The 23861-nt window shown below is 65.9% G+C and carries 22 protein-coding genes; all 22 read right to left on the bottom strand.

The window, feature by feature from the left end; genetic code table 11:
- Positions 1-26 precede the first annotated feature (26 nt).
- The 22 genes from pnp to ACSLUQ_RS14325 all read right to left on the bottom strand — a co-directional run bounded on the left by pnp (position 27) and on the right by ACSLUQ_RS14325 (position 23831).
- On the bottom strand, positions 27-2144 hold the full coding sequence (gene pnp, locus ACSLUQ_RS14220; protein WP_417771879.1) for a polyribonucleotide nucleotidyltransferase: 2118 nt from the start codon (positions 2142-2144) through the stop codon (positions 27-29).
- A gap of 374 nt (positions 2145-2518) precedes the next feature.
- Entirely contained in the window at positions 2519-2788 is a 270-nt protein-coding gene (gene rpsO, locus ACSLUQ_RS14225; RefSeq protein ID WP_417771878.1) for a 30S ribosomal protein S15, read from the bottom strand.
- Positions 2789-2820: 32 nt separating this feature from the next.
- Entirely contained in the window at positions 2821-3765 is a 945-nt protein-coding gene (gene truB, locus ACSLUQ_RS14230) for a tRNA pseudouridine(55) synthase TruB (RefSeq protein WP_417771877.1), read from the bottom strand.
- Position 3766: 1 nt separating this feature from the next.
- Positions 3767-4201 carry a 30S ribosome-binding factor RbfA gene (gene rbfA, locus ACSLUQ_RS14235; protein WP_417771876.1) on the bottom strand — a complete coding sequence of 145 codons (435 nt, stop codon included), beginning with the start codon at positions 4199-4201 and terminating at the stop codon, positions 3767-3769.
- A 129-nt stretch (positions 4202-4330) separates the two neighbouring features.
- Positions 4331-6994 (bottom strand): translation initiation factor IF-2, encoded by a 2664-nt coding sequence (gene infB / locus ACSLUQ_RS14240; protein ID WP_461808891.1) that lies wholly within the window; start codon positions 6992-6994, stop codon positions 4331-4333.
- A 7-nt stretch (positions 6995-7001) separates the two neighbouring features.
- On the bottom strand, positions 7002-7700 hold the full coding sequence (locus ACSLUQ_RS14245; protein ID WP_461808892.1) for an RNA-binding protein: 699 nt from the start codon (positions 7698-7700) through the stop codon (positions 7002-7004).
- Positions 7701-7840: 140 nt separating this feature from the next.
- Positions 7841-9502, bottom strand: a complete 1662-nt coding sequence (gene nusA / locus ACSLUQ_RS14250; protein ID WP_461808893.1) for a transcription termination factor NusA — start codon at positions 9500-9502, stop codon at positions 7841-7843.
- Positions 9503-9612: 110 nt separating this feature from the next.
- A complete protein-coding gene (rimP, locus tag ACSLUQ_RS14255; protein ID WP_417771872.1) occupies positions 9613-10215 on the bottom strand; it encodes a ribosome maturation factor RimP in 603 nt (200 codons plus the stop codon).
- 278 nt (positions 10216-10493) lie between these two features.
- Positions 10494-11180, bottom strand: a complete 687-nt coding sequence (gene trmB / locus ACSLUQ_RS14260) for a tRNA (guanine(46)-N(7))-methyltransferase TrmB (RefSeq protein WP_461808894.1) — start codon at positions 11178-11180, stop codon at positions 10494-10496.
- 144 nt (positions 11181-11324) lie between these two features.
- Positions 11325-12497, bottom strand: coding sequence for a methionine adenosyltransferase (gene metK / locus ACSLUQ_RS14265; RefSeq protein WP_417771870.1), 1173 nt, complete (start codon positions 12495-12497; stop codon positions 11325-11327).
- A 400-nt stretch (positions 12498-12897) separates the two neighbouring features.
- Positions 12898-13305: a helix-turn-helix domain-containing protein gene (locus ACSLUQ_RS14270; protein ID WP_417771869.1), complete on the bottom strand. Its 408-nt coding sequence runs from the start codon at positions 13303-13305 to the stop codon at positions 12898-12900.
- Between the two features lie 207 nt (positions 13306-13512).
- Complete coding sequence (gene lnt / locus ACSLUQ_RS14275) at positions 13513-15165, bottom strand: apolipoprotein N-acyltransferase (protein WP_461808895.1); 1653 nt, start codon at positions 15163-15165, stop codon at positions 13513-13515.
- A gap of 161 nt (positions 15166-15326) precedes the next feature.
- Positions 15327-16286, bottom strand: coding sequence for a hemolysin family protein (locus tag ACSLUQ_RS14280; protein WP_461808896.1), 960 nt, complete (start codon positions 16284-16286; stop codon positions 15327-15329).
- Between the two features lie 190 nt (positions 16287-16476).
- Positions 16477-17034 carry an rRNA maturation RNase YbeY gene (gene ybeY, locus ACSLUQ_RS14285; protein ID WP_461808897.1) on the bottom strand — a complete coding sequence of 186 codons (558 nt, stop codon included), beginning with the start codon at positions 17032-17034 and terminating at the stop codon, positions 16477-16479.
- Positions 17031-18080 (bottom strand): PhoH family protein, encoded by a 1050-nt coding sequence (locus tag ACSLUQ_RS14290; RefSeq protein ID WP_417772156.1) that lies wholly within the window; start codon positions 18078-18080, stop codon positions 17031-17033. Before ACSLUQ_RS14290 ends, ybeY begins: the two co-directional genes overlap by 4 nt.
- Positions 18081-18194: 114 nt before the next feature.
- Positions 18195-19646 carry a tRNA (N6-isopentenyl adenosine(37)-C2)-methylthiotransferase MiaB gene (gene miaB / locus ACSLUQ_RS14295; protein WP_461808898.1) on the bottom strand — a complete coding sequence of 484 codons (1452 nt, stop codon included), beginning with the start codon at positions 19644-19646 and terminating at the stop codon, positions 18195-18197.
- Between the two features lie 74 nt (positions 19647-19720).
- Positions 19721-20632, bottom strand: a complete 912-nt coding sequence (olsA, locus tag ACSLUQ_RS14300) for a lyso-ornithine lipid O-acyltransferase (RefSeq protein ID WP_417771864.1) — start codon at positions 20630-20632, stop codon at positions 19721-19723.
- A gap of 4 nt (positions 20633-20636) precedes the next feature.
- Positions 20637-21020 (bottom strand): Fur family transcriptional regulator, encoded by a 384-nt coding sequence (locus ACSLUQ_RS14305; RefSeq protein ID WP_417772155.1) that lies wholly within the window; start codon positions 21018-21020, stop codon positions 20637-20639.
- Between the two features lie 170 nt (positions 21021-21190).
- Positions 21191-21679: a ribosomal protein S18-alanine N-acetyltransferase gene (gene rimI, locus ACSLUQ_RS14310; protein WP_461808899.1), complete on the bottom strand. Its 489-nt coding sequence runs from the start codon at positions 21677-21679 to the stop codon at positions 21191-21193.
- Positions 21680-21692: 13 nt separating this feature from the next.
- Positions 21693-22379: a tRNA (adenosine(37)-N6)-threonylcarbamoyltransferase complex dimerization subunit type 1 TsaB gene (gene tsaB / locus ACSLUQ_RS14315; RefSeq protein WP_461808900.1), complete on the bottom strand. Its 687-nt coding sequence runs from the start codon at positions 22377-22379 to the stop codon at positions 21693-21695.
- Positions 22380-22538: 159 nt separating this feature from the next.
- Complete coding sequence (locus ACSLUQ_RS14320; RefSeq protein ID WP_417771861.1) at positions 22539-23093, bottom strand: NifU family protein; 555 nt, start codon at positions 23091-23093, stop codon at positions 22539-22541.
- 243 nt (positions 23094-23336) lie between these two features.
- The gene (locus ACSLUQ_RS14325; RefSeq protein ID WP_417771860.1) at positions 23337-23831 is read right to left on the bottom strand and encodes a universal stress protein; all 495 of its coding nucleotides are present in this window, start codon (positions 23829-23831) and stop codon (positions 23337-23339) included.
- Positions 23832-23861: the final 30 nt, after the last annotated feature.

Consider the following 23861-nt stretch of genomic DNA (forward strand, 5'->3'; position numbering starts at 1 on the left):
TTTCCGCGGAAAAGCCGGCGCCTAAATCAGGCGTCCGCCTCGAGCTCCTTGCCGGTCTCCTGGTCGACAACCTTCATCGACAGGCGAACCTTGCCGCGCTCGTCGAAGCCCATGAGCTTGACCCAGACCTTGTCGCCTTCCTTGACCACGTCCGTGGTCTTGGCAACCTTCTGCGGAGCAAGCTGGGAGATGTGGACCAGACCGTCCTTGGCGCCGAAGAAGTTGACGAAGGCACCGAAGTCCACCGTCTTGACGACGCGGCCCTCGTAGACCACACCGACTTCCGGCTCGGCGGCGATGGAGTTGATCCAGTTGATGGCCGCCTGGATCGCCTTGCCGTCCGACGAAGCGATCTTGACGGTGCCGTCGTCCTCGATGTTGATCTTGGCGCCGGTCTTCTCGACGATCTCGCGGATCACCTTGCCGCCCGAACCGATCACTTCGCGGATCTTGTCCACCGGGATCTTCATCACCTCGATGCGCGGCGCGTATTCGCCAAGCTCGGTGCGTGCCTCGGAAAGCGCGCTGGCCATCTCGCTCAGGATATGAATGCGGCCGTCGCGCGCCTGCGCCAGGGCGACCTTCATGATCTCCTCGGTGATGCCATCGATCTTGATGTCCATCTGCAGCGAGGTCACGCCCTCGGCCGTGCCGGCCACCTTGAAGTCCATGTCGCCGAGGTGATCCTCGTCACCGAGAATGTCGGAGAGGACCGCGAAGCGCTCGTCTTCCTTGATCAGGCCCATGGCGATGCCCGCCACCGGAGCCTTGAGCGGAACACCGGCGTCCATCAGGGCAAGCGAGGTGCCGCAGACGGTTGCCATCGAGGAGGAACCGTTCGACTCGGTGACCTCGGACACGACGCGAAGCGTATAGGGGAACTCGTGATGCGGCGGCAGCAGCGGATGCACGGCGCGCCATGCGAGCTTGCCGTGTCCGATCTCGCGGCGGCCGGGCGAACCCATGCGGCCGGTCTCGCCGACGGAGTACGGCGGGAAGTTGTAATGCAGCATGAAGGTCGCCTTGTAGGTGCCCTCCAGCGCATCGACGAACTGCTCGTCGTCATTGGTGCCGAGCGTGGCGACGACAAGAGCCTGGGTCTCGCCGCGGGTGAAGAGCGCCGAACCGTGTGCGCGCGGCAGGATGCCCGCTTCCGACACGATCGGGCGAACCGTCTTCAGGTCGCGCCCGTCGATGCGCTCGCCCTTGTCAAGGATCGCGCCGCGCACGATGCCGGCTTCGGTCTTCTTGAAGAGGTCGCCGAACACAACCTTCTCGAGACCGGCCTCGCCCGCCTCGGCGGACATGGTCTCGAAGGTCTTGGCCTTCACCGCGTCGATGGCATTGCGGCGCTCGGTCTTCTCGCGGATCGCATAAGCGGCGGTCAGCTCTTCGCTGGCTAGCTCCTTGACACGGGCGGCAAGCGCGGAGTGATCCGGCAGGTTCAGCTCGCGCGGCTCGCGCGCGGCCGTCTCGGCCAGCTTGACGATGGCGCCGATCACGGTCTGGAACTGCTGGAAGCCGAACATGACGCCGCCGAGCATGACATCCTCGGCAAGCTCCTTGGCTTCCGATTCAACCATCAGAACCGCTTCGGTGGTGCCGGCGACGATGAGGTCCAGCGAGGACTCCTGCATGTCGTCGATCAACGGGTTGAGCACATACTCGCCATTGATGTAGCCAACGCGCGCGCCACCGATCGGCCCCATGAAGGGGATGCCCGAAATGGTGAGCGCGGCCGAGGCTGCGACCATCGCCAGGATATCGGGAGCGTTCTCCAGATCGTGCGACAGGACGGTGATAATCACCTGGGTGTCGCACTTGAAGCCGTCGACGAACAGCGGACGGATCGGGCGGTCGATCAGACGCGATGTCAGCGTCTCATGCTCGGAGGGGCGCCCCTCGCGCTTGAAGAAGCCACCGGGGATCTTGCCGGCTGCGTAGGTCTTCTCCTGGTAGTTCACGGTCAGCGGAAAGAAGTCCTGGCCCGGCTTGGGCGACTTGGCGGCGACGACCGTGGCAAGGACCTTGGTCTCGCCGTAGGTGGCAAGCACTGCGCCGTCAGCCTGGCGGGCAACCTTGCCCGTCTCGAGGGTCAGCGGGCGTCCGCCCCAGTCGACTTCCACGCGATGAATATCAAACATGTCTCTTCCTAACTTGAGATCGCCCGCGCCGCGCTGCTGGCGCCTGTCGCGGGTCGGTCTGTGGGACCCTCGCCGACACCGCGCACATCATGCGCGGCTCGGGCGGGTCGATCCCTTGTGGCAACAGCCTCGCCTTCTCGGACAGCCATCGCCTGTGAACGACGCGCCACGGGCAAGACACCGGGGGGCTCGGAGGTATTCCAGGACACGCCCGGAAAGCTCGCCAAGCCACCTGCTATCCTGCCCCATGACCGCCAAGAGGCCGTGTCTGCGGCCTTCCTCGCGGCTCCGGTCGCGCATCCCTCCGGACGCGCCGCACCGGCACCGAAGACAGAAGGCGCGACGCCCTTGCGGACGCCGCGCCCTTCAACTCGTTAGCGACGCAGACCCAGACGCTGGATCAGGTTCTGGTAGCGCGCCACGTCGGTCTTCTTCAGGTAATCCAGGAGCGAACGGCGCTGGCTCACCATCTTCAGGAGGCCGCGGCGGGAATGGTTGTCCTTGCCGTGGGTCTTGAAGTGGTCGGTGAGGTTGACGATCCGCTCGGTCAGGACAGCGACCTGCACGTCGGCAGAGCCGGTGTCGCCTTCCTTGATCCCGTATTCCTTGATGAGTTCCGCCTTGCGTTCCGCGGTAATCGACATCGGTCAGTCCTTTCCTGAGACGTCACGGATCCTCAAAGGTCCGCGAGATTAAAAACGCGCCTGGGCAGGAGTTCCCCGCGTTCCACCTCGCCAATGGCCACCAGCTCGCCTTGAGCCGTGACCGAGACCGGCCCGGTAAACACGGGGGCATCGCGCCCGCGCAGCAATACGCCCTGCCCCTGTCGGAGACGGGCGGCATCCTGCCTGCTCACGGCCAGCGCCGGGATGTCGTCCAGCGCGGTCTGAACAGGCATGATGAAGCGTGCGTGGTCCTCGTCGAGGCCCTCGCCGGGCGCACATTGCCCCAACTCCTCCAGAGTTTCCAGCGGAATCATGTCATCCTCGCCGAAGGGGCCGACGAGGAGACGCCGCAATTCGCTCACGTGTCCACGGCTGCCGAGACGCTCGGCGATGTCGCGGGCGAGCGAGCGAACGTAGGTCCCCTTGCCGCATTCCGCCTCGAGAACGGCATGGTCGGTATCCGGACAGTCGACGAGATCCAGCCGGTGGACGTCGATCTCGCGCGCCGCAAGCTCGACCTCCTCGCCGCCACGGGCCAGGTCATAGGCGCGCGCGCCGTCGACCTTGATGGCGGAGTATTTTGGCGGCACCTGCGCGATCGTTCCGGTGAATTCCGGCAGAACGGCGCGGATAGCGGCTGCGTCAGGGCGCACCGGCGACGTGGCAATCACGTCGCCCTCGGTGTCGTCTGTCGCCGTCGCCTCGCCCCAGCGCACGGTGAAGCGGTAGACCTTTCGGCCGTCCATGGCGAAGGAAACGGTCTTCGTCGCCTCGCCGAAGGCAATCGGCAGACAGCCAGAGGCGAGCGGATCCAGCGTGCCCGCGTGTCCAACCTTCTCGGGATGAAAGATCTTCTTCAGCCGCGTCAGCGCATCGTTGGACGACAGGCCGACGGGCTTGTCGAGCACCAGCCAGCCGTCGATGCGGTTGCGGTTCGCTTTCCTGCGTCGAGCCATGTCAGGTCCGGTCGTCGGTCTCGGAACCGTCGCCGGCCTCGTCCGCGTCGATATCGCGGCGCACGTCGTCGCGATTCAGCAGCGTGGTGATCCGGTCGTCGTCGTCGAAACGGGTGTCGAGAACGAACCGCAGGTCGGGAAGGAACTTCATGGTCATCCGGCGTGCGAGGTCGCGGCGAATGACACGAGCGCTGCGGTTCAGCGCCTCCACCACCTTGTCGCCGTCCTTGCCGCCAAGCGGCATGACGAGGCAGCTCGCCAGACGCAGGTCCGGCGTCATGCGCACTTCCGGCACGGAGATGATGGTGCCGTCGAGGACGGGATCCGCAAGCGTGCCGCGCGACAGGATGTCTGAGACTTCCTTGCGCACAAGCTCGCCGACGCGCAACTGGCGCTGCGAAGGCATTCCGGCCGGTGTCCGGTTCGAATTCGACATGGGTAAGATCCAGGCGTGAGGTCGGGGCGAATCGGCGGAGCCGCCTGGCCGGCGCGAAACGCCCCGGCCAAACGGCAAAACCGGCGGGAGAAGACCCGCCGGCGCCTGTCAGATTTCGCGCCGCCGTGGTTACAGCGTGCGGGCCACCTCTTCGACCCGGTAGCACTCGATGACGTCGCCGGGACGCATGTCCTGGTAGCCGACGAAGTTCATGCCACATTCCTGGCCGGACTGAACTTCCTTCACCTCGTCCTTGAAGCGCTTCAGCGTGCCGAGCTTGCCTTCGTGGATCACCACATCGTCGCGGATGAGGCGCACTTCCGCGCCACGCTCGACAGTACCCTCGGTGACGAGGCAGCCGGCGACCTTGCCGACCTTGGTGATGTTGAAGATCTCGCGCACTTCCGCGTTGCCGAGGAAGGTCTCGCGACGCTCCGGCGACAGAAGGCCGGACATGGCTGCCTTAACGTCATCCACGAGATCGTAGATGATGTTGTAGTAGCGGATCTCGATGCCCTCACGCTCGGCCGCATCGCGCGCCTGCTTGTTGGCGCGGATGTTAAAGCCGATGATCGGGGCATTGGAGGCCGTGGCAAGCGTCACGTCGCTCTCGGTGATGCCGCCAACACCCGAATGGATGATGCGGGCCTTGACCTCGTCGGTACCAAGCGCGTCAAGCGCTCCGACGATGGCTTCGGCCGAGCCCTGCACGTCGGCCTTGATCAGGAGCGGGAACTCCTTGTGACCGGTTTCCTGCAGGCGGTTCATCATCTGCTCGAGCGAGCCGCGGGCGCCGAGTTCGCGCACGCTGGTCTTCTCGCGCAGCAGACGCTGGCGATAATCGACGATCTCGCGGGCACGGGCCTCGTTCTCAACGACGGCGACCATGTCGCCGGCCGCCGGGGTGCCGTTGAAGCCGAGGACCTCGACCGGCTTGGACGGTCCAGCTTCCTTCTGCTGCTGGCTGTTCTCGTCGAGCATGGCGCGAACGCGGCCCCACTCGGAGCCGGCCACGAGAATGTCGCCGACCTTGAGCGTGCCCTTCTGAACCAGCACCGTTGCGACCGGGCCGCGACCCTTGTCGAGCTGGGCCTCGATGACGATGCCCTCGGCAGTGCGATCCGGATTGGCCTTCAGCTCGAGAACCTCGGACTGAAGCAGGATCATCTCGAGCAGCTTGTCGAGATTGGTACCCTTGAGTGCCGAGACCTCGACCTCGATGACGTCACCGCCCATCGACTCCACGACGATCTCGTCGCGCAGAAGCTCCGTGCGGACCTTGGTCGGATCGGCGCCCGGCTTGTCCATCTTGTTGATGGCAACGATGATCGGCACGCCGGCAGCCTTGGCGTGGCTGATTGCCTCGCGGGTCTGCGGCATCACGCCGTCATCGGCGGCAACCACCAGGATGACGATATCCGTCGCCTTCGCGCCACGGGCACGCATCTGCGTAAAGGCAGCGTGACCCGGGGTGTCGATGAAGGTGATCTTCTGACCGTTCCGCTCGACCTGATAGGCACCGATATGCTGGGTGATGCCACCGGCCTCGCCCTGCACGACCTTGGAACGACGCAGCGCGTCGAGCAGCGAGGTCTTGCCGTGGTCGACGTGACCCATGATCGTGACGACCGGCGGGCGCTGGACCAGCGTCTCATCGGCATCGGCCAGCGAGAACAGTCCGTCCTCGACATCCGCCTCCGAGACACGCTTGACCTTGTGGCCCATCTCCTCGGCGATCAGCTCGGCCGTGTCGGCGTCGATCACGTCGTTGATCTTCATCATCTGACCCTGCTTCATGAGCAGCTTGATGACGTCGACGGAGCGCTCGGCCATACGATTGGCGAGATCCTGAATGGTGATCGCCTCGGGAAGAACCACCTCACGGGAGATCTTCTCGCGCGCCACCTGCTGGCCGGAGCGACGCTCCTTCTCGCGGCGACGACGCAGTGAGGCGAGCGAACGGCTGCGCCCATCCTGATCGCCGGTCGCCGACGAGATCGTCAGCTTCGAGCGGCGACGGTCGTCGCCGGCACCGCGCGCCGGGGACGGCGTACGCTCGGGAGTGACAGCCTTCGCGCGCTTCGGCGCCTTGCTGACGGTCTTGCGATCATCACCGGCAGGCGCTGCTGCGCCGGCACCGGGCTTGCGGGCGGGAGCCGGGCGCGCATCAGCGCGCGGCGCCTGTCCACCTGGCTCGGCATTGCCGCTGTCGGACACGACAGCACCCAGCGCGGCCGCTGCATCGGCGGCGGAAACCTTTTCGCGCGGCTCTTCGACCTGCGGACGCGCGGCCTCCTCGGCAGCACGACGGGCGGCCTCCTCGGCCTCCAGACGCGCACGCTCCTCGGCCTCGGCCTTGCGCTTGGCTTCTTCCTCGCGACGACGAACCTCTTCCTCGGCGCGACGCTTCTGATCCTCGACCTCGCGGACCTGCGCTTCACGCAGAGCCACCTGACGGGCAGCAGCCTCGTCCTGGGTCAGGGTGCGCAGGATATTGCCGCGCGGACGCTGGCCGGACGCAGCCTGACGCGCCGGGGCCGCATCGGCCTGACGCCGCTCACGGGAAGCCGTGGAGGGCTGCTGCGGCTGGGGCTGCGGCGCCTCGACTTCGGTCTTGGAAGTCTCGCCCGGCACAACGACGCGGCGCTTCTTCTTCTCGACCACAACCGCCTTGCTGCGCCCATGGGAGAAGCTCTGACGCACTGTGCCCTGCTCAACGCCGGAGCGTTTCAGGCCCAGTGTCTTGCGCTCCATACTGATCGTCTTGTCGCCGGGATTCTTCGTTTCGCTCATATCGCCTTCAGTCCTGGGTCACCGCATCACTTACACCGCTACCTGACGCCTCTAGGAAGCCGGCCGGAAAACCGGCGCGGAACCGCTCCAGATCTGCGATCCGGGCAAGCGCGTTCTCGCCTGCTCGACCTGCAAGCAGTGCAGCATGTATCACATTTGACCGACCCAATGCCAAATCCAATTGAGTCGATGCAAAACAACCGATCAGCCGGCACCCGCCGGTATCGGAAAAACGTGCCCGCGCAATCGACGCGAGCTTGCTGGCTCCATCCTCGCCGCCGCCGGCGGCATGAACGAGCCCGATCACTTTTTCGCCGCGCAACGCAGCCTCGACCTTGGCGAACCCCGCCACGACCTCACCCGCCTTGCGCGCGAAAGACAGCGCATCCAGCGCGGCCCGCTCCAGAAGGCGCTCGACCTCCTCGGCCAGATCGCCCTCGACGCGCACGCCGCTGTCCTTGAGGGCGCGCGCGAAAACCTTTTTCTTCTGCGCCATCTCGACGCTTGCCCGATCAGCCGTAACCCACACGCCACGGCCGGGAAGCCGGCGACGCAGGTCCGCCACGATCGTTCCGTCGGGCGCCGCAACGAAGCGGATCAGATCCGCCACCGGACGCACCTGGCGCGACACCGCGCAGCTTCGTTCCAACGGCTCGTTTCGCTTCGGCACCGCGCCACTCCGGGGCGGCGCGCGCCCGTCGGGCACAGCGCATCAAGCCCCTTGTTCGATCACCGCGCCGGCACTTGCGGAAGGGTCACCCTTCCGCCCGCACCGCGCGGCCATGATGTCGTCGGCCCGCGCGCCAGTCCGCCCCGCCTGAGCGGGAAAGCCGGCGCGAGATGCGCTCAAACCTCGTGAACGACCCCGGTTGCGACGACGCCCTCGGCCTCGTCCTCACCCGCTTCGTCCGCCTCGCTGTCCCCGTCGGTCTCCTCGACCTCCGGCTCCAGCTCCAGCTCTTCCGGGCTGATCCAGCCCGCCGCGACACGCGCAGCCATGATCATGGCCTCGGCGTCGGCGCGGGAAACGTCATGGGCGCTCAGGGCACCCTCGTGACGCTGCACCTCGCCATTGGCGCGCTCGGTCCAGCCGGTCAAATCGTCGGTGGCACATCCCGCAAGATCTTCCACCGTCCGGATCTCGTCCTTGCCGAGCGCCACCAGCATGGCGGTCGTCAGCCCCGGGATGGCGCGAAGGTCATCGGAAACACCCAGCTCGCGGCGCTCGCCGTCGAGCTTTGCCTCGACCTCTTCCAGATATTCGCGTGCGCGCGCCTGGATCTCGTCGGCCGTATCTCCGTCGAAGCCCTCGATGGAGGCCACCTCGTCGCGTTCGACATACGCCACTTCCTCGACGGAGGCAAATCCTTCGGACGCAAGCAGCTGTCCGACGACCTCGTCGACGTTGAGCGCATCCATGAAAAGCTGGGTCCGTTCGGCGAATTCCTTCTGGCGGCGCTCCGACTCGTCGTGCTCCGTCATGATGTCGATTGCCCAGCCGGTCAGCTGGGAGGCAAGACGCACATTCTGGCCGCGACGGCCGATGGCGAGCGACAGCTGCTCGTCGGGAACCACAACCTCGATGCGCTCCGCGTCCTCGTCGACCACCACCTTGGCGACCTCGGCCGGCTGCAGCGCATTGACGATGAACGTCGCCTCGTCCGCGCTCCACGGAATGATGTCGATCTTCTCGCCCTGAAGCTCGCCGACCACCGCCTGAACGCGGCTGCCACGCATGCCGACGCAGGCGCCGACAGGATCGATCGAGCTATCCTTGGAGATGACGGCGATCTTGGCGCGCGAACCCGGATCACGGGCAACCGCCCGGATCTCGATGACATTGTCGTAGATCTCCGGCACTTCCTGAGCGAAGAGCTTCGCCATGAACTGCGGATGGGTGCGTGACAGGAAGATCTGCGGGCCACGCTGCTCCCGGCGCACGTCGTAGATATAGGCACGCACGCGGTCACCGGTGCGGAACTGCTCGCGCGGGATCAGCTCGTCGCGCCGGACAATCGCCTCGCCGCGACCGAGATCGACGATCACATTGCCGTACTCGACGCGCTTGACGACGCCATTGACGATTTCGCCGATACGATCCTTGAACTCGTCATACTGGCGATCGCGCTCCGCCTCGCGGACCTTCTGCACGATCACCTGCTTGGCCGACTGAGCGGCAATGCGGCCGAAGTCGAGCGGCGGCAGCGGCTCGGCGATGAAGTCGCCAAGCTGGGCAGCGGGGTTGCGCACCAGCGCATCCTTCATGCCGATCTCGGTCGAGGTGTTCTCGACCTCATCGACGACCAGGAGCAGACGCTGCAGCTTGATCTCGCCGGTGCGCGCGTTGATCTCGGCGCGGACCTCGGTCTCGGAACCGTAGCGGGAACGCGCGGCTTTCTGGATCGCGTCCTCCATCGCCGCGATGACGATGCTCCGGTCGATCGTCTTCTCGCGCGCCACAGCGTCCGCGATCTGCAGAAGCTCGAGCCGGTTCGCACTGATTGCCATCCCAGTCCACTCCTCTGGCGCCGTCCTTCCGGCGCATGTCCTTGGCCTTTGCCGGATGGATCCGGCGCCACTTCATGTTTCTCGCCGGCCGAAACCGGCGCAAAGGCAGCTCAATCGCCGCCGATATCGTCCCCGGCATCTACGCCCTTGGGAGCCTTCTTGGCCTTGCGCCGCGCGGATTTCTCGGCCTTCAGGGCAGCCTCGACCAGCGCGTCGGTCATGACCAGGCGCGCTTCAGCCATATCCGCAAAGGAAAGGCGCACGTCCGGCACACCGTCATCCGGCAGATCCTCGAGCCGCAGAACCAGATTGCCATCCTCGACACCGCGGATCTCGCCACGAAAGCGCTTGCGGCCATCGAGGGGAACCTCAAGCTCGAGCTTGACCAGATGACCGCGCCAGCGCCGAAAATCCTCGGGCCGCACCAGCGGCCGGTCGACGCCCGGCGAGGAGACCTCCAGATGGTATTCCTGGTTGATCGGATCCTCGACGTCGAGCACCGGAGTGATGGCGCGACTGACGCTCTCGCAATCGTCGACGGTCATGGTTCCGTCGGGCCGCTCGGCCATGAGCTGGAGGGTCAGGCCATTAAGGCCGGACAGCTTGATGCGCACAAGGCGGAAGCCGAGATCGGTAATGGCCGGCTCGACCATCGCCGCGATCCGCGCCTCAAGTCCGTTCTCTCGTACGATCCGCGTTTCCCGTTCCTGCACCCGTTCCTCTTAACTCTTGGTCCCGGTTCCCCGAGGTGGATCCCCCTGGAACGCACGCCGGACCGTCTGTCGGCTCGTCCAAAACAAAAAGAGCGGGTCCTTGCGGGGCCCACTCTCGTACTGCTCACGCGAGCCATAGAGATTGAATGCTTCCGACTATAGCGATGGGGGCCGCCAAAGCAAGAAGATTCCACCGCCCCGCGCACCACGGCCCGCGCCGTGCCCTTTGCCGGGCATGGCGGCGGACGCCCCGTTCGCGACGGCATATCGAGGCCGGATCAACGCCGGCGAAACTCGAGGTAGTGGCCGCGCCGGCCTTCACGGAAGGCCTTTTCCTCGTAGCGCGTACCGGACCAGGGCTGCCATGGCTCACGCCAGTCGGTGGCCTTCTCAGCCGTCCAGTCGAAATCGTCCCGGGCAGCGAACCGGGCGAGCGCCCAGTCGACATACGTGTCGATGTCGCTGGCGAAACGGTAGACCGCACCCGGCTTCAGCACGCGCGCGAACCGGTCGATGTTGGTCGGATTTACGAAGCGGCGCTTCCAGTGCCGCCGCTTCGGCCAGGGATCCGGATAGAGCTGGTAGATGCCGTCGAGCGCGCCTGCCGGCAACCAGTCGAGCAGCTTGATCGCGTCATCGTCGAAGACGCGCACATTGTCGAGCCCCTGCTCGTCGACCTCCACCACGGCCTTGGCAAGGCTGTTGACGAACGGCTCGACGCCAATGAAGCCGGTGTCGGCCAACCGACCGGCCTCATGCAGGAGATGCTCGCCACCACCGAAGCCGATCTCGAGCCAGACCGAGCCAACCGGAGCCTCGAACAAGGTCCGCAGGTCCGCCGGGGCGGGTGCGGAAAGATCGACGTTCAGACGCGCGATCGCCGCATCGAACTGGGTTCGCCTGTTGACGCGCAACGGCTTGCCGACGCGCCTGCCGAAGAAGGAACCCTTGGTGTGATCGGTCATTGGGTGACGTCCGCCAAATGCGCCCGCGGCCTTACACCGGCCGCGCGAGGCCACGGGCCTGCGTACGGGCGATGCGTAAAGCGTCGCCCGGCACATGCGTCTGGCACATGCCGGGCGGGGCGACTGTCTCTCGTATCCGCGCGCTTAAGAAACGGCGTCGCGCAGGGCATGCACCAGGTCGATCTTCTCCCAGGAGAAGCCGCCATCGGCCTCCGGCTCACGGCCGAAGTGACCGTAGGCCGCGGTACGGGCGTAGATCGGGCGATTGAGGCTGAGGTGCTGACGAATGCCACGCGGCGTCAGGTTCATGACCTCGCGAACGGCAAGCTCGAGCTTCTCCTCGGCAACATTTCCCGTGCCGTGCAGGTCGACATAGACCGACAGCGGCTCGGCGACGCCGATGGCGTAGGAAAGCTGGATGGTGCACCGGTCGGCAAGATTGGCCGCAACGACGTTCTTGGCCAGATAGCGCGCCGCATAGGCGGCCGAGCGGTCGACCTTCGTCGGATCCTTGCCGGAGAACGCGCCGCCGCCATGCGGCGCCGCGCCACCATAGGTGTCGACGATGATCTTGCGCCCCGTGAGGCCCGCGTCGCCGTCGGGTCCGCCGATCACGAACGCACCGGTGGGGTTGACGTGCCATACGGTATCGTCGCCGATCCAGCCACCGGGAATGGCGGTGCGGATGTAGGGCTCGACGATCTGGCGGATGTCGTCGGAAGACAGGCTGCCGTCAAGGTGCTGCGTCGACAGCACGATCGAAGTGATTCCGACCGGCAGGCCGTTCTCGTAGCGAACAGTGACCTGGCTCTTGGCATCCGGACCGAGAACAGGCTCCTTGCCGGACTTGCGCGCCTCGGCGAGAATCTCGAGAATCTTGTGCGAATAATAGATCGGCGCCGGCATCAGCTCCGGGGTTTCACGGCAGGCGTAACCGAACATGATGCCCTGGTCGCCCGCGCCCTCGTCCTTATTGTCGGCCGCATCGACGCCCTGCGCAATATGCGCCGACTGCGCGTGCAGGTAGACCTTGACGTCGCAGTTCTCCCAGTGGAAGCCTTCCTGCTCGTAGCCAATGTCCCTGATCGCCATGCGCGCCAGATGCGCGATGTACTCATTGGTGATCGACGCGGGACCGCGGGTCTCGCCAGCGATCACAACGCGGTTCGTCGTGGCCAGCGTCTCGCAGGCAACACGCGCTTCCGGCATCTCGGAAAGAAAAGCGTCGACGACCGTATCGGAAATACGGTCGCAGACCTTGTCGGGGTGTCCCTCCGAAACGGATTCGGAAGTGAAAAGGTAGTTTTGACGAGCCACGTTCAACCGTCCTTCTGGGAAGAAATCGAAACAGGCGGCAGGATCACCCCGACGCCCGGCTCGACACATGCCAGTGAAGGCGCGGCTTCGTCAAGTTGATCGGAGGGTTCACGGGCGAACCGCCTCCGCGAGTGGCAAAAAAATCCTCGAAAGCCCCCGATTGTGTCGGGACGCCTATTGCCGATTGCGGTTCAGCCTATTTCTGGCGGGAAATCTCGTTCGACCGAACGGGCGCGTCCACCCGGAGTGGACGCCGCGCCACGCGCAAATGAAACACCGACATCATTGACAAGGGACGCATGCACGTCCCGTTCAACCGCTCATGCTCCGGCCGGCCCTGTTTCCGGTCGGCCGGAGAGATATCCGTTCAGGCTCCCAATGCGAGGCCGCCCCGCGTGGGTCAGGCCTCTTCGCCGGCGAGCGCGCGAACCAGCTCGACCACACGGCGGCGAACCTTCGCGTCCTCGATGCGGACAAAAGCCTTGTTGAGCGAAAGGCCTTCCGAAGAGGAAAGAAAGTCGACAACATAGGAGGCCGGCTTGGCCTCGCCGAAGCCGGCAGCTTCGTCGGGCGTTCCCGGAGCGTCCTCGAAAAAGAAAGCGACCGGCACTTTCAGGATCGTGGCGATATGCTGAAGCCGGCTTGCACCAATCCGGTTGGTGCCCTTTTCATACTTCTGAATCTGCTGAAATGTAATTCCAAGAGCCTCGCCGAGCTTTTCCTGGCTCATGCCAAGCATCATGCGACGCAGGCGAACGCGACTTCCAACATGCACATCGATGGGGTTCGGTGCTTTTTTGCTGCTCATTATTTGTCTTCTTTCCGGTTTCGGGGATTTCTGTGACCAGACTTATTTTTATTTAGTCACATCAATAAAGAACTGCCAACGCGCGTTCACCACCCCCCCGGCGACGAGGTGCCGGCACGTTTTCTTCACGGCAGTTTCACAGACTACAACCCGCTGTACGATACGCGCGGATGCGGTTGTTATGATGCCGTGCCGCGCGTCGACTCGTCAATCATTACGCGCATCCCCTACGTATCGCGTCACGACAAGGAGTCCAAGCGAAAGAATCAGGATAATTAACAATGCCTTTTGTCGTATTATTTCCGACGTTATCGGCTTCATTGCCGATGGAAGGCGGATGTCAATCCTGTCCGTGACGCCGAGAGAGCGGCTCGCGATGACCCGGCCGAGCGGATCCACCACCGCGGAAATCCCGGTGTTCGCAACCCTGACCAGCGGAAGCCCTTGTTCGATCGCGCGCATTCGCGACAAGGCGAAATGCTGGTAGGGGCCGGCGGTCTCCCCAAACCATGCGTCATTGGTGACGTTGAGGAGAAAGCCCGGATGCTCGGGAAGTCCTTCCGCAACAACGGGGAAAATCGCCTCGTAGCAGATCATCGGCAGAAACGACGGACCTTCGACCGGAGCCAGAAGGCGCGGACGGAACCCAGCCCGGAATTCGCCGGGCAGCGGCACAAGCTTGGTGAGCCCGATCGCCTCGAGCCAGGGCTTGAGCGGCAGATACTCTCCGAAGGGAACCAGATGCACCTTGTCGTAGGCGTCACGGATCTCGCCGTCGCCGCCGAGCACATAAACGCTGTTGTAGAAAACGCGACCGCCGTCCTCGACGCTGGCGCGAACTGCTCCGGTCACCAGCGTGTCGCGCGGGCCGAGCAGCGCGGCGATGGCCGCCAGCGCGTCGGGGGTTTCCGTCAGCAGGAAGGGAAGCGCGGACTCCGGCCAGATGACGAGGCGCGGCAACGTGTCCGTTCCGCTCTCCCCCAGCTCGTCGCGCCAGGGCGCGCGGCTCATCTCCAGATAGGTCTCGAAGACGCGGGCGCGGTTTTCCGGCAACCACTTCTCTTCCTGCGGAATGGAGGGCTGAACGAGGCGCAGCGCCACGGGCTGCGGTTCCGGCACCTGCGTCAGCGCGAGACGGGCAGCGCCCAGCCCCGCGACCGCGATGAAGAGCGAGATGGAAAACACAGCCATGCGACGACCGCCGCGGGAGCCATCTGCAAGACCGGCCAGGCCGCAAAAGATCAGGGCGACGACAAAGCAGAGCCCGTAGAGGCCGATCACGGAAACCGGTTGGGCCAGCGCCGTCACGCCTGAGAATGCATGGGCCCACACGTTCCAGGGGAACCCCGTCAGCACATGGCCGCGCAGCCAGTCGCCGCAGGCAAGCGACAGCGCAAGCACCAGCATCCTGTCCCAGCCGTCACGCCAGAACAGACCGGCGACCGCAACCGAGAGCCCGGTGAACAGCGCCAGCCCGGCCGGCAGGGCGACAACCGCGAGCGGGATCATCCAGGCGAAGACGTCGGCTTCCACCAAAAAGGCGCGACCGATCCACCAAAGGCCGGCCAGATGAAAGCCAAAGCCAAACCACCAGCCGATGGCCAGCGCAGGCCTGAACCTTGCCCGGCGCGGCACCCCGACCTGCATGGCGCCATCGATGAGCCAGACAAGGCCCGGGAAAGAGACGGCAAGGACGGGAAAGGCGCCGACCGGCGGCATGGCAAGCGCGGACAGCGCGCCAAGCAGAAGGGACAGAAGCCACCGACGCCAGCCGTCGGCAAGAAGAAACACCTGCGCCACTCGCAGCACTGCCGCAGCTCCTGTTGGTTGCGCGCCATGCGCAGCGGCGCGACCGCTCATGCGGCATCCGCCATGCGGCGCGACGAGCGGGGTCCCGCCAGGCCCGGCCAAAACGAATCGCCCGCGCGTTCACGGACGATCCTCGCCAGCGCTTCCAGGGTCAAGAGCCGCGCATTGCGGAACCGGCGGTCAGCCCGCCCGGCGTTGCCGCTTCAGCACTCTCAGGAGGCAGCATCGGGTCGGCGCACCCGCCGGCGTGCGTCCACGCCACGAGCCTCGGGCCGGCGGGCGCGGATCCGCAGGCGCTTGATGCGACGCGGGTCGGCATCGAGAACCTCGAACTCATAGCCCGGCAGTTCACGGGCGGCGAGAAGCTCGCCGCGCACCGGAACGCGCCCGACCAGCGAGAAGACGAGGCCGCCGAGCGTATCGACCTCCTCGGCAAGGTCGCCAAGCTGGAAATCGGTGCCGAGCGCCTCCTCGACCTCCTCGATCGGCACGCGCGGATCGGCGGTCCAGATGCCGTCGCCGGACTTTTCGATCATCGCCTCCTCGTCCTCGTCGTGCTCATCCTCGATGTCGCCAAAGACCGTCTCGACGATGTCCTCGAGCGAAACGAGACCTTCCGTTCCGCCATATTCGTCAATGACCAGGGCCATCTGAACGCGGTCGGCCTGCATGCGGGTCATCAGATCCGTCGCGGGCATGGAGGGGGGCACGAAAAGCACGGAGCGAATAATCCCGGCCTCGGAAAGCGGAGTGGAAAGATCCACCTGCGACAGATCCAGGTCGATCTCGCTGTTCGACCCGGCCTCCGTCTCGCGCGGCGCGCCATTGGTCGAACGCGCGTAGAAATAGGCCACCAGATCCTTGATGTGGACCATACCGCGCGGATCGTCGAGACCCTCGCGATAGACCGGCATGCGCGAATGGCCGGACTCGCGGAATACATCCATCAGCCGACCGAGCGAGACCGTGTCCTCGACCGCATCGATGTCGGCGCGCGGAACCATGACGTCATCCACGCGCAGCTCGCGCAGACGCAGGATGTTGGACAGCAGAATCCGCTCTTCAGGCGTGAAGCTGGTGCTCGGCCCGGCATCGCGGGCAAGCTCGTCCTGAAGGTTCTGGCGCAGTGACGCGGGACCGTAGCGCCGGGACACGACGAGCCCGCGCACCATGGCGAGCACACGTCTCCGCCATTCCCTGAAAAGGCGGAACGGCGCAAGTGAAAAGGGATCTGTCCGTCGCCGCGCTGGACTGGCCGGATCTGTGGCGGTCTCTTCGCCGGGGGCGGCTTCGCCTCCCGTCTGACGGGGAGCGGAAGAAGTCTCGGAACTTCGGGCCTCGGAGTCGTTCATCTCGTATTTGTCACCCGGCACGGCCGGGGAACCTGTTCTCCATGTCATCATCGGTGCCGGGCGGATCGAGATAGGGGTCCGCGATGCCAAGCGTCGCGAGAATCCGCCTCTCGAGATCTTCCATCTCCTCGGCTTCGTCATCCATGTGGTGATCGTAACCGAAAAGGTGAAGGAACCCGTGCACCACAAGATGCGTCAGATGATCGAAAAAGGCGAGATCCATCTCCCCCGCCTCGCGCACGACCGTCTCGCGCGCCAGAATGAGATCGCCGAGCAACGGGCCATAGGGAGGCTTGTCTTCGTCTCCACCCGGGAAGGACAGAACGTTGGTCGCCGTGTCCTTGCCCCGCCACTCGCGATTGAGCTCGCGCACGCGGGCATCGTCGGCAAGCACCACCGAGAGCTCCGCCCCCGGCAGCAACCGGAGCGCCGCGATCCGGCACGCGGCGGCAACCGCGCGCGCGACGAGCGCCTCAAGTTCGTCCTCGTCGCCCCATCCATCGGCCTCGATGGCGAGATCGATCTCGGGAAGCGTCACGTCGGATCCCGTTTCCCGGGCAGGGTTCATGCGCGCGGCTCCCGCGGACGCCGCTCGGGTTGCGCCGGAACATTGCCGCCTGCAGCCGCCGCTTCCGCCCGCTCCGAAGCCTCGCGACCGGCCGCGTCATAGGCCCGCACGATACGCGCCACAAGCTCGTGACGAACGACGTCGACGTCGGAAAAGCGCACCGTCGCCACACCCTCGACGCCTTCCAGAAGGCCCAGCGCCTCGCGCAGACCGGAAATCTGCCCGGGTGGCAGGTCGACCTGGCTCGGATCGCCGGTGATGATCATCCGCGAATTCTCGCCGAGACGGGTCAGGAACATCTTCATCTGCATCGAGGTGGTGTTCTGCGCCTCGTCGAGGATCACCGCCGCGTTGGAGAGCGTGCGCCCGCGCATGAAGGCCAGCGGCGCGACCTCGATCATGCCCGACTGCAAGCCGCGCTCGACCTTTTCCGCCGGCATCATCTCGTAGAGAGCGTCGTAGAGCGGGCGCAGGTACGGATCGATCTTCTCCTTCAGGTCACCAGGCAGGAAGCCGAGCCGCTCGCCCGCCTCGACCGCCGGTCGCGACAGGATCAGGCGCGCGACATCTCCGCGCTCCAGAAGTGCGGCCGCATAGGCAACCGCCAGGAAGGTCTTGCCTGTGCCCGCCGGACCGACGCCGAACGTCAGGTCGCAACGGTCCATCGCGCGAATGTAGGCATCCTGCGCCGGGGTGCGTGCGAGCACCGTCTTGCGCCGGGTCGAGATCTGGGCGAACGCGAGATGCGACCGCCGCTCGAAGGTCGGGAGATCCAGTTGCGCCTCCTCTGCCGCCGCCATCCGCAGCGCGCCTTCGACGTCACCCGGATGCAGCTCCTGCCCTTGCTGCAGACGCGCGTAAAGCGCCTCCAGCGCGCGGCGAGCCTGCTCGCAGCCGGAATGCCGTCCCTTGATGATCACCTGATTGCCACGGGCCACCGCGTCCACGCCGAGCCGTTGCTCGATCAGCGCGAGGTTCTGGTCGAACTGGCCGAAGAGATCGCCAACAAGACGATTGTCGTCGAAGGCCAGCACGACATGCGTCATGTCGGAGGCGGGAACCGCGTCGCGGTTGCCGTTCCGGCTGGGGGTCCGGCTGTCGCCGGTCAAACGGCTTCTCCTGACATCCTGTCTCCTGACGCCCCGCCGCGTCGGTCCACCTTACGCCGAGGCTGAGGTTGCGACGGGGTCATTGTGCCCTGTCACCACCTCGGCGAACAGGGAATTCGCACCGGTTCCGGTGATTTCCACCGCAAGAATCCGGCCGATCAGGCTCTCCGGGCCGTCGACCAGAACCGGCTGCAGCCAGGGCGACCGCCCGGCGATCTGACCCGCGTTACGGCCCGGCTTTTCGAACAGGACCTCACAGCGGCGCCCGACCATCGAGGCGTTGAAGCCGGCCTGCTGGGCGGCGATGAGCGCCTGCAGCTCATGCAGGCGCGTGGTCTTCACGTCCTCCGGCACCTGATCGCCCATGCTTGCGCCGGGCGTACCGGGACGCGGGCTGTACTTGAAGGTGAAGGCGGAAGCGTAGCCGACCCTTTCCACCAGATCCATCGTGTCGCGGAAGTCAGCATCGGTCTCGCCGGGGAAACCGACGATGAAGTCGCCCGAAAGCGCCAGGTCCGGGCGCGCCGCGCGAATCCGGTCGACGAGGCGGAAATAGTCCTCGCGCCCATGCTTGCGGTTCATCGCCTTGAGAATGCGGTCCGAGCCAGACTGAACGGGAAGATGCAGATAGGGCATGACCTGCGGCAGGTCGCGATGCGCCTCGATCAGCGCATCGTCCATGTCACGGGGATGACTGGTGGTGTAGCGCAGCCGGTCGAGCCCCTCGATGCCGGCGAGCCGACGCAGCAGCTCCCCGAGCCCCCAGGTGCGACCATCCGCGCCCGCGCCGTGCCAGGCGTTGACGTTCTGCCCGAGCAGCGTCACCTCGCGCACGCCGCGCGCGGTCAGCCGCTCGGCCTCCGCGACGATCTGCTCGACGGAACGCGAGACCTCGGCGCCGCGGGTGTAGGGCACCACACAGAAGGTACAGAATTTGTCGCAGCCTTCCTGAACGGTGAGAAAGGCTGTGAGCGCGCGCTTGCCGTCGCGCGCCGGCGCAGGCGTTGCCAGATGGCGAAACTTGTCCTCGACCTCGAAGTCGGTCTCGACGACATTCTCTCCCGTGCCCGCCCGGCGCAGAAGCTCCGGCAGGCGGTGATAGGTCTGCGGCCCGAAGACGAGATCGACCACCGGCGCGCGGCGGGAAATCTCCTCGCCTTCCGCCTGGGCGACGCAGCCGGCAACCCCGATCACCGTCGCCTTGCCCTGCTCGGCACGCTCCGCCTTGAGCTTGCGCAGACGGCCAAGCTCCGAATAGATCTTCTCCGCCGCCTTCTCGCGAATGTGGCAGGTGTTGAGGATGATGAGATCGGCATCCTCAGCGCTCTGCGTCGCCTCGAAGCCTTCCGGCGCCAGCGCGTCGGTCATGCGCTCGCTGTCGTAGACATTCATCTGGCAGCCGTAGGTCTTGACGAAGACACGGCGCGGCGTCGCCCCGACGCGCGGCAGGGCCGTCGCCTCGGCGGGGGAAGCGTCCAGGGCGGTGGAGGTCTCGTCGGTCATCCTGTCTCCGGGCGGGTCCAAGCCCCCCTTCTATATTCGTGTCAGCGGCAAACGCGATTGAAAGCGGGCCTGCTTTAGCCGTTTTTGGCGCGCTTGAGAATAGGGGGCGCGCCCGCGTCAGGCGATCCCGCCGGTTCGGGCGCCGCCGCACCGACCTCCCGCGCCCCGCGATCTTCCGCGCTTGCCACGAGATGGGGCCCCAGCGGCCGTCCGGCAAGGGCCCCGGCCGCCATGTCACGCACGCTGCGCTCGAGGCGAAGCGCCAGCGCCTTGCGATCCTCGCCCGGCGATACCCGCAAGGGCTCGCCCCAGACGACGGTCACGTCGATTCCGCCCTGCCGGACCACATTCATGAAATGTGGCACCATCTCCATGTCGCCGTACCAGGCGACATGATTGCGGAACTGGCGTCCCATCGGAAGTCCGTGAAGATGGGTGTAGGCAAGCGCCAGCGGCTGGATCCAGACATCATCGCCCTCGCCGGCGACCGCATGGCGGGCAGCGCCGATCAATGCCGAACGGAATGCCAGAACCTCGTTGCCGCTGCTGGAGGTCCCCTCGGCGAAGAGCACCATGGCGTCTCCGGCGGCAAGACGGGTGCCCAGTTCCTGCGCGGTGCGGCCGGTGGCGCTGCGCCGCTGGCGATCGACGAACACCGAGCGCTGGAGCTTTGCGAAAAGACCGAAGACTGGCCAGCCGGCCACCTCGGACTTGGCCACGAAGGACAGCGGCATGCGACCACCGAGAACGGTGATGTCGATCCAGGAAACGTGGTTTGCGGCGATCAGCAGCGGTCGCCCCGCGGCCGGACTGCCGACCTCACGGACACGGATGCCGACAAGCGCGCAGGCCATGCGGTGCCAGACGACCGGCAGCCGACGCTTCACCTGGCCGCCGGTCTTCATCGCAAGCCACTGGACCGGGATGAGCGGCAGGGTAATCGCCGTCAGGATCCCCAGCACCAGGACCGCCCGCAGCCGCGCCATGTCCCTACTCCCGTTCCTTGGTTCCCAGCGGCACGCCGTAGAGTTCGAGGCGGTGGTCGACAAGCCGGAAGCCGAGGCTGCGGGCGATGGTCTCCTGCAGCCGCTCGATCTCCTCGTTGCGGAACTCGATCACCCGACCGGTCTTCAGGTCGATGAGGTGGTCGTGGTGCTCGTCCGGCACTGTCTCGTAGCGCGCCCGTCCGTCGCGGAAATCGTGACGCTCGATGATGCCCGCGTCCTCGAACAGCTTCACCGTGCGATAGACGGTGGAAATCGAAATACGCGAATCCTGCTCGACGGCGCGACGGTAGAGCTCCTCCACATCCGGATGGTCGCTCGCGTCCTCGATCACGCCGGCAATGGTGCGCCGCTGCTCGGTCATGCGCATGCCCTTGGCAATGCACTGCTCCTCAAGCGTCTGCGCGCTGCCGGGGGCTGGCTCGCGCGAATGCGGGGGAGCGGAGCGGGGGGAACCGGTATCGGTCATCTCGCCTGTCCTCTTGCGGCCTGCCTCGCTGCCCGGCGGGCGGGCGGAGGGAACCCTCGTCGCCTTGCCGATTACGCCAGATCGATGCGCATGACAAGCGCGCCGCCGTCGCCCTCGCTCGCCTGGTAATACCCCCGGCGTTCGCCCACCTGGCGAAATCCGAGGCGGCGATAAAGGGCAAGGGCGGCTTCATTGGCCGCATCGACCTCCAGAAACAGCATCGCCACCCGATCTGCATAAAGCCGCTGGAAAACGGCGCGCAGCAGCTTGGCACCGATGCCGCGCCGGCGCTGGCGCGGATCGACGGCAATGGTCAGGATCTCCGCCTCGTCGGCGGCGACGCGCACCACGGCAAAGCCAAGCGCCGCACGGCTCCCCAGCACGCTGTCGCGCCGTGCCTTGAGCACGAAAACACCGGGCTGCGTGGCGAGCCGCGACAGTTCATCCGCGCCCCAGGAGAGGCAAAACGAGCGCTCGTGCAGATCGGCGAGGTCCGGGAAGTCCTCGAACACCGCCTCCTCGAGAACCGGTGCCGGCGTGGCAAACCACCACATGCTCATGCAGCAACCCCCTTCACGCCAGCAATCTCGTGTCGCGAACCGCCGGCTTGGCGTCCGGCGGTCGCAGGTAAAGCGGTTCAGGCGGCCCCTCCGGGGCGGCGGCCGCACGCCCCAGTCGCGCCACGCAGCAAATGTCCGGCCAGCCGGCATCGCCAAGAACGACGAGGCCGCGCTGCGCGGCGCATGTTGCAACGCTGGCCGCGCCGCTGCCGAAAAGCTGATCGCCCTCGGCCAGGGCGGCGGCAAGAGCCGAGACCTCCGCAACCCGCGGGGCATCGAGCGGCGTTCCGTCGCCGGCGAAGCCCTGCACATAGACCTCATTTCCCTTGGCAGCGATGACGGCATGGACCGGACGGGCCGGATCGAAGGCCGCGCTGCGGCGTCCCGCCTCGGCCAGCGCCGCCAGCGTGGTGACGCCGACGGCCGGTGCGCCAACCACCAGAGCGATGCCGCGCGCTGCCGAAAGGCCGACCCGCAGCCCCGTGAAGCTGCCCGGCCCCGTCGTCACGGCAATGCGATCGAGGCTCGCGAAGGTAGCTCCCGCCTCCGCCATGACCTCGCCGATCATCGCCATCAGCCGCTCCGCATGGCCGCGCCCGAGCACCTCGCTCGCCTGTGTCAGGCGCGCGTCTTCTCCCGCGCCGTCGAGGACGGCGACCGAGCAGGCATCGAGAGAGGTGTCGAGGGCGAGCAGGCGCATGGCAGGAGCAAACCAGTTTCGCTGAGGTCCGTCGATCAGACCTATTGATAGTGACCTGCCCTTAGTCGACGCAGGCGAAGGCGGCAAGCCGAAAGCCCCTGAAACGGAAAAGGCCCAGCCTTGCGGCCGGGCCCTCTCGATTTCGGTGGGGGGGAAGCCTCAGAGGGCGCGAACTTCCTCCACCTCGGGAACGAAGTGGCGCAGGAGGTTCTGGATGCCGTGCTTCAGGGTCGCCGTCGACGATGGGCAACCCGAGCAGGCGCCGCGCATCGACAGATAGACGACCCCATCGCGGAAACCGCGGAAGGTGATATCGCCCCCGTCCTGGGCAACGGCCGGGCGAACGCGGGTCTCGATCAGTTCCTTGATCGTCCCAACGGTCTCCTCGTCGCCGTCCTCGAAGAACTCCTCGTCGCTGTCGGCGAGGGCCTCGCTGGCCATGACCGGCGCGCCGGACATGAAATGCTCCATGATCGCACCCAGCACCGCCGGCTTGATGTGCTGCCAGTCGACATCGCCCTTGGTGACGGAGATGAAGTCATGGCCGAAGAAGATGCCCTCGATGCCGGAAACCTCGAACAGCTTCTGCGCCAGCGGCGAGGCGCTGGCGTCCTCGGACTTGCGGAAATCCATCGTGCCCTCACTCAGGACGATGCGGCCGGGAAGGAACTTCAGGGTCGCCGGGTTCGGCGTGGCTTCTGTCTGGATGAACATGTCGGTCGTCCTCGTTCGCGGAGAATGCCGGTGCGTCCCGTTGCATCCTCGCTCGGATATCCTCATCGGCCAAGATGACCCGTCTTGCGCGCTGTCACCTGACCGGGCGGTCTCCCGCCTGTCGTTGACCCCAGTATATAGGGTCGGGCCCGGATAAACCAGATTGGAATGGTTCCAGACTATGTATTTTCCTGAAGGTGGGCACCCGGAAGGGTCGTCCTGCCGAAGGAAGATCGCTGCGGATCAGGCCAGAGCCGCGATTGCCTCGTCGTCGAGCGTGCCCGGAACGATGGTCACCGGGATCGGGAAACTCGCCGCGCCCTTGCCGGCGATGGCTGTGACCAGCGGGCCGGGGCCCTCGGAGCTGCTGCCGGCCGCCAACACCAGAATGGCGATGTCGGCGTCATCCTCGATCAGGTTGAGGATTTCCTCAGACCTGTTGCCTTCCCGGATCACCTGTTCCGGCTCGGTGCGGGCGACGGCCCGCACCCGGTCGGCGGCACGCGAGAGGCAGGTCGTCGCCTCCTCGTGCGCCTCGGCGCGCATGATGTCCTCGACCCCGAGCCAGTGCTGAAAATCGCCCGGAGCCACGACATAGAGAAGGATCACCGTGCCACCGGTCCGCTCGGCTCGCTTGGCCGCATAGACGATGGCCCTGTCGCACTCGCTGGTCTCGTCGACGACGACCAGGAACTTGCGCTTGTGACCGTCCTCGAAACTCTTTCGGATCGCTACCATGCGCGCATGCTGCCATCGGGCCGGCGTCGC

This window comes from Stappia sp. ICDLI1TA098 (genome assembly GCF_054880955.1).

What these genes read in the sequence shown, in the direction of transcription:
- tsaB (WP_461808900.1), bottom strand. Translation starts at nt 22,379, where the DNA reads ATGCGCCTGCTCGCCCTCGACACCTCTCTCGATGCCTGCTCGGTCGCC.
- ACSLUQ_RS14325 (WP_417771860.1), bottom strand. Translation starts at nt 23,831, where the DNA reads ATGGTAGCGATCCGAAAGAGTTTCGAGGACGGTCACAAGCGCAAGTTC.
- trmB (WP_461808894.1), bottom strand. Translation starts at nt 11,180, where the DNA reads ATGACCGATCACACCAAGGGTTCCTTCTTCGGCAGGCGCGTCGGCAAG.
- nusA (WP_461808893.1), bottom strand. Translation starts at nt 9,502, where the DNA reads ATGGCAATCAGTGCGAACCGGCTCGAGCTTCTGCAGATCGCGGACGCT.
- ACSLUQ_RS14305 (WP_417772155.1), bottom strand. Translation starts at nt 21,020, where the DNA reads ATGCGCATGACCGAGCAGCGGCGCACCATTGCCGGCGTGATCGAGGAC.
- pnp (WP_417771879.1), bottom strand. Translation starts at nt 2,144, where the DNA reads ATGTTTGATATTCATCGCGTGGAAGTCGACTGGGGCGGACGCCCGCTG.
- ybeY (WP_461808897.1), bottom strand. Translation starts at nt 17,034, where the DNA reads ATGAACCCTGCCCGGGAAACGGGATCCGACGTGACGCTTCCCGAGATC.
- rimI (WP_461808899.1), bottom strand. Translation starts at nt 21,679, where the DNA reads ATGAGCATGTGGTGGTTTGCCACGCCGGCACCGGTTCTCGAGGAGGCG.
- ACSLUQ_RS14270 (WP_417771869.1), bottom strand. Translation starts at nt 13,305, where the DNA reads ATGAGCAGCAAAAAAGCACCGAACCCCATCGATGTGCATGTTGGAAGT.
- lnt (WP_461808895.1), bottom strand. Translation starts at nt 15,165, where the DNA reads ATGAGCGGTCGCGCCGCTGCGCATGGCGCGCAACCAACAGGAGCTGCG.
- olsA (WP_417771864.1), bottom strand. Translation starts at nt 20,632, where the DNA reads ATGGCGCGGCTGCGGGCGGTCCTGGTGCTGGGGATCCTGACGGCGATT.
- ACSLUQ_RS14290 (WP_417772156.1), bottom strand. Translation starts at nt 18,080, where the DNA reads ATGACGCATGTCGTGCTGGCCTTCGACGACAATCGTCTTGTTGGCGAT.
- ACSLUQ_RS14280 (WP_461808896.1), bottom strand. Translation starts at nt 16,286, where the DNA reads ATGGTGCGCGGGCTCGTCGTGTCCCGGCGCTACGGTCCCGCGTCACTG.
- miaB (WP_461808898.1), bottom strand. Translation starts at nt 19,646, where the DNA reads ATGACCGACGAGACCTCCACCGCCCTGGACGCTTCCCCCGCCGAGGCG.
- ACSLUQ_RS14320 (WP_417771861.1), bottom strand. Translation starts at nt 23,093, where the DNA reads ATGTTCATCCAGACAGAAGCCACGCCGAACCCGGCGACCCTGAAGTTC.
- rbfA (WP_417771876.1), bottom strand. Translation starts at nt 4,201, where the DNA reads ATGTCGAATTCGAACCGGACACCGGCCGGAATGCCTTCGCAGCGCCAG.
- infB (WP_461808891.1), bottom strand. Translation starts at nt 6,994, where the DNA reads ATGAGCGAAACGAAGAATCCCGGCGACAAGACGATCAGTATGGAGCGC.
- rpsO (WP_417771878.1), bottom strand. Translation starts at nt 2,788, where the DNA reads ATGTCGATTACCGCGGAACGCAAGGCGGAACTCATCAAGGAATACGGG.
- truB (WP_417771877.1), bottom strand. Translation starts at nt 3,765, where the DNA reads ATGGCTCGACGCAGGAAAGCGAACCGCAACCGCATCGACGGCTGGCTG.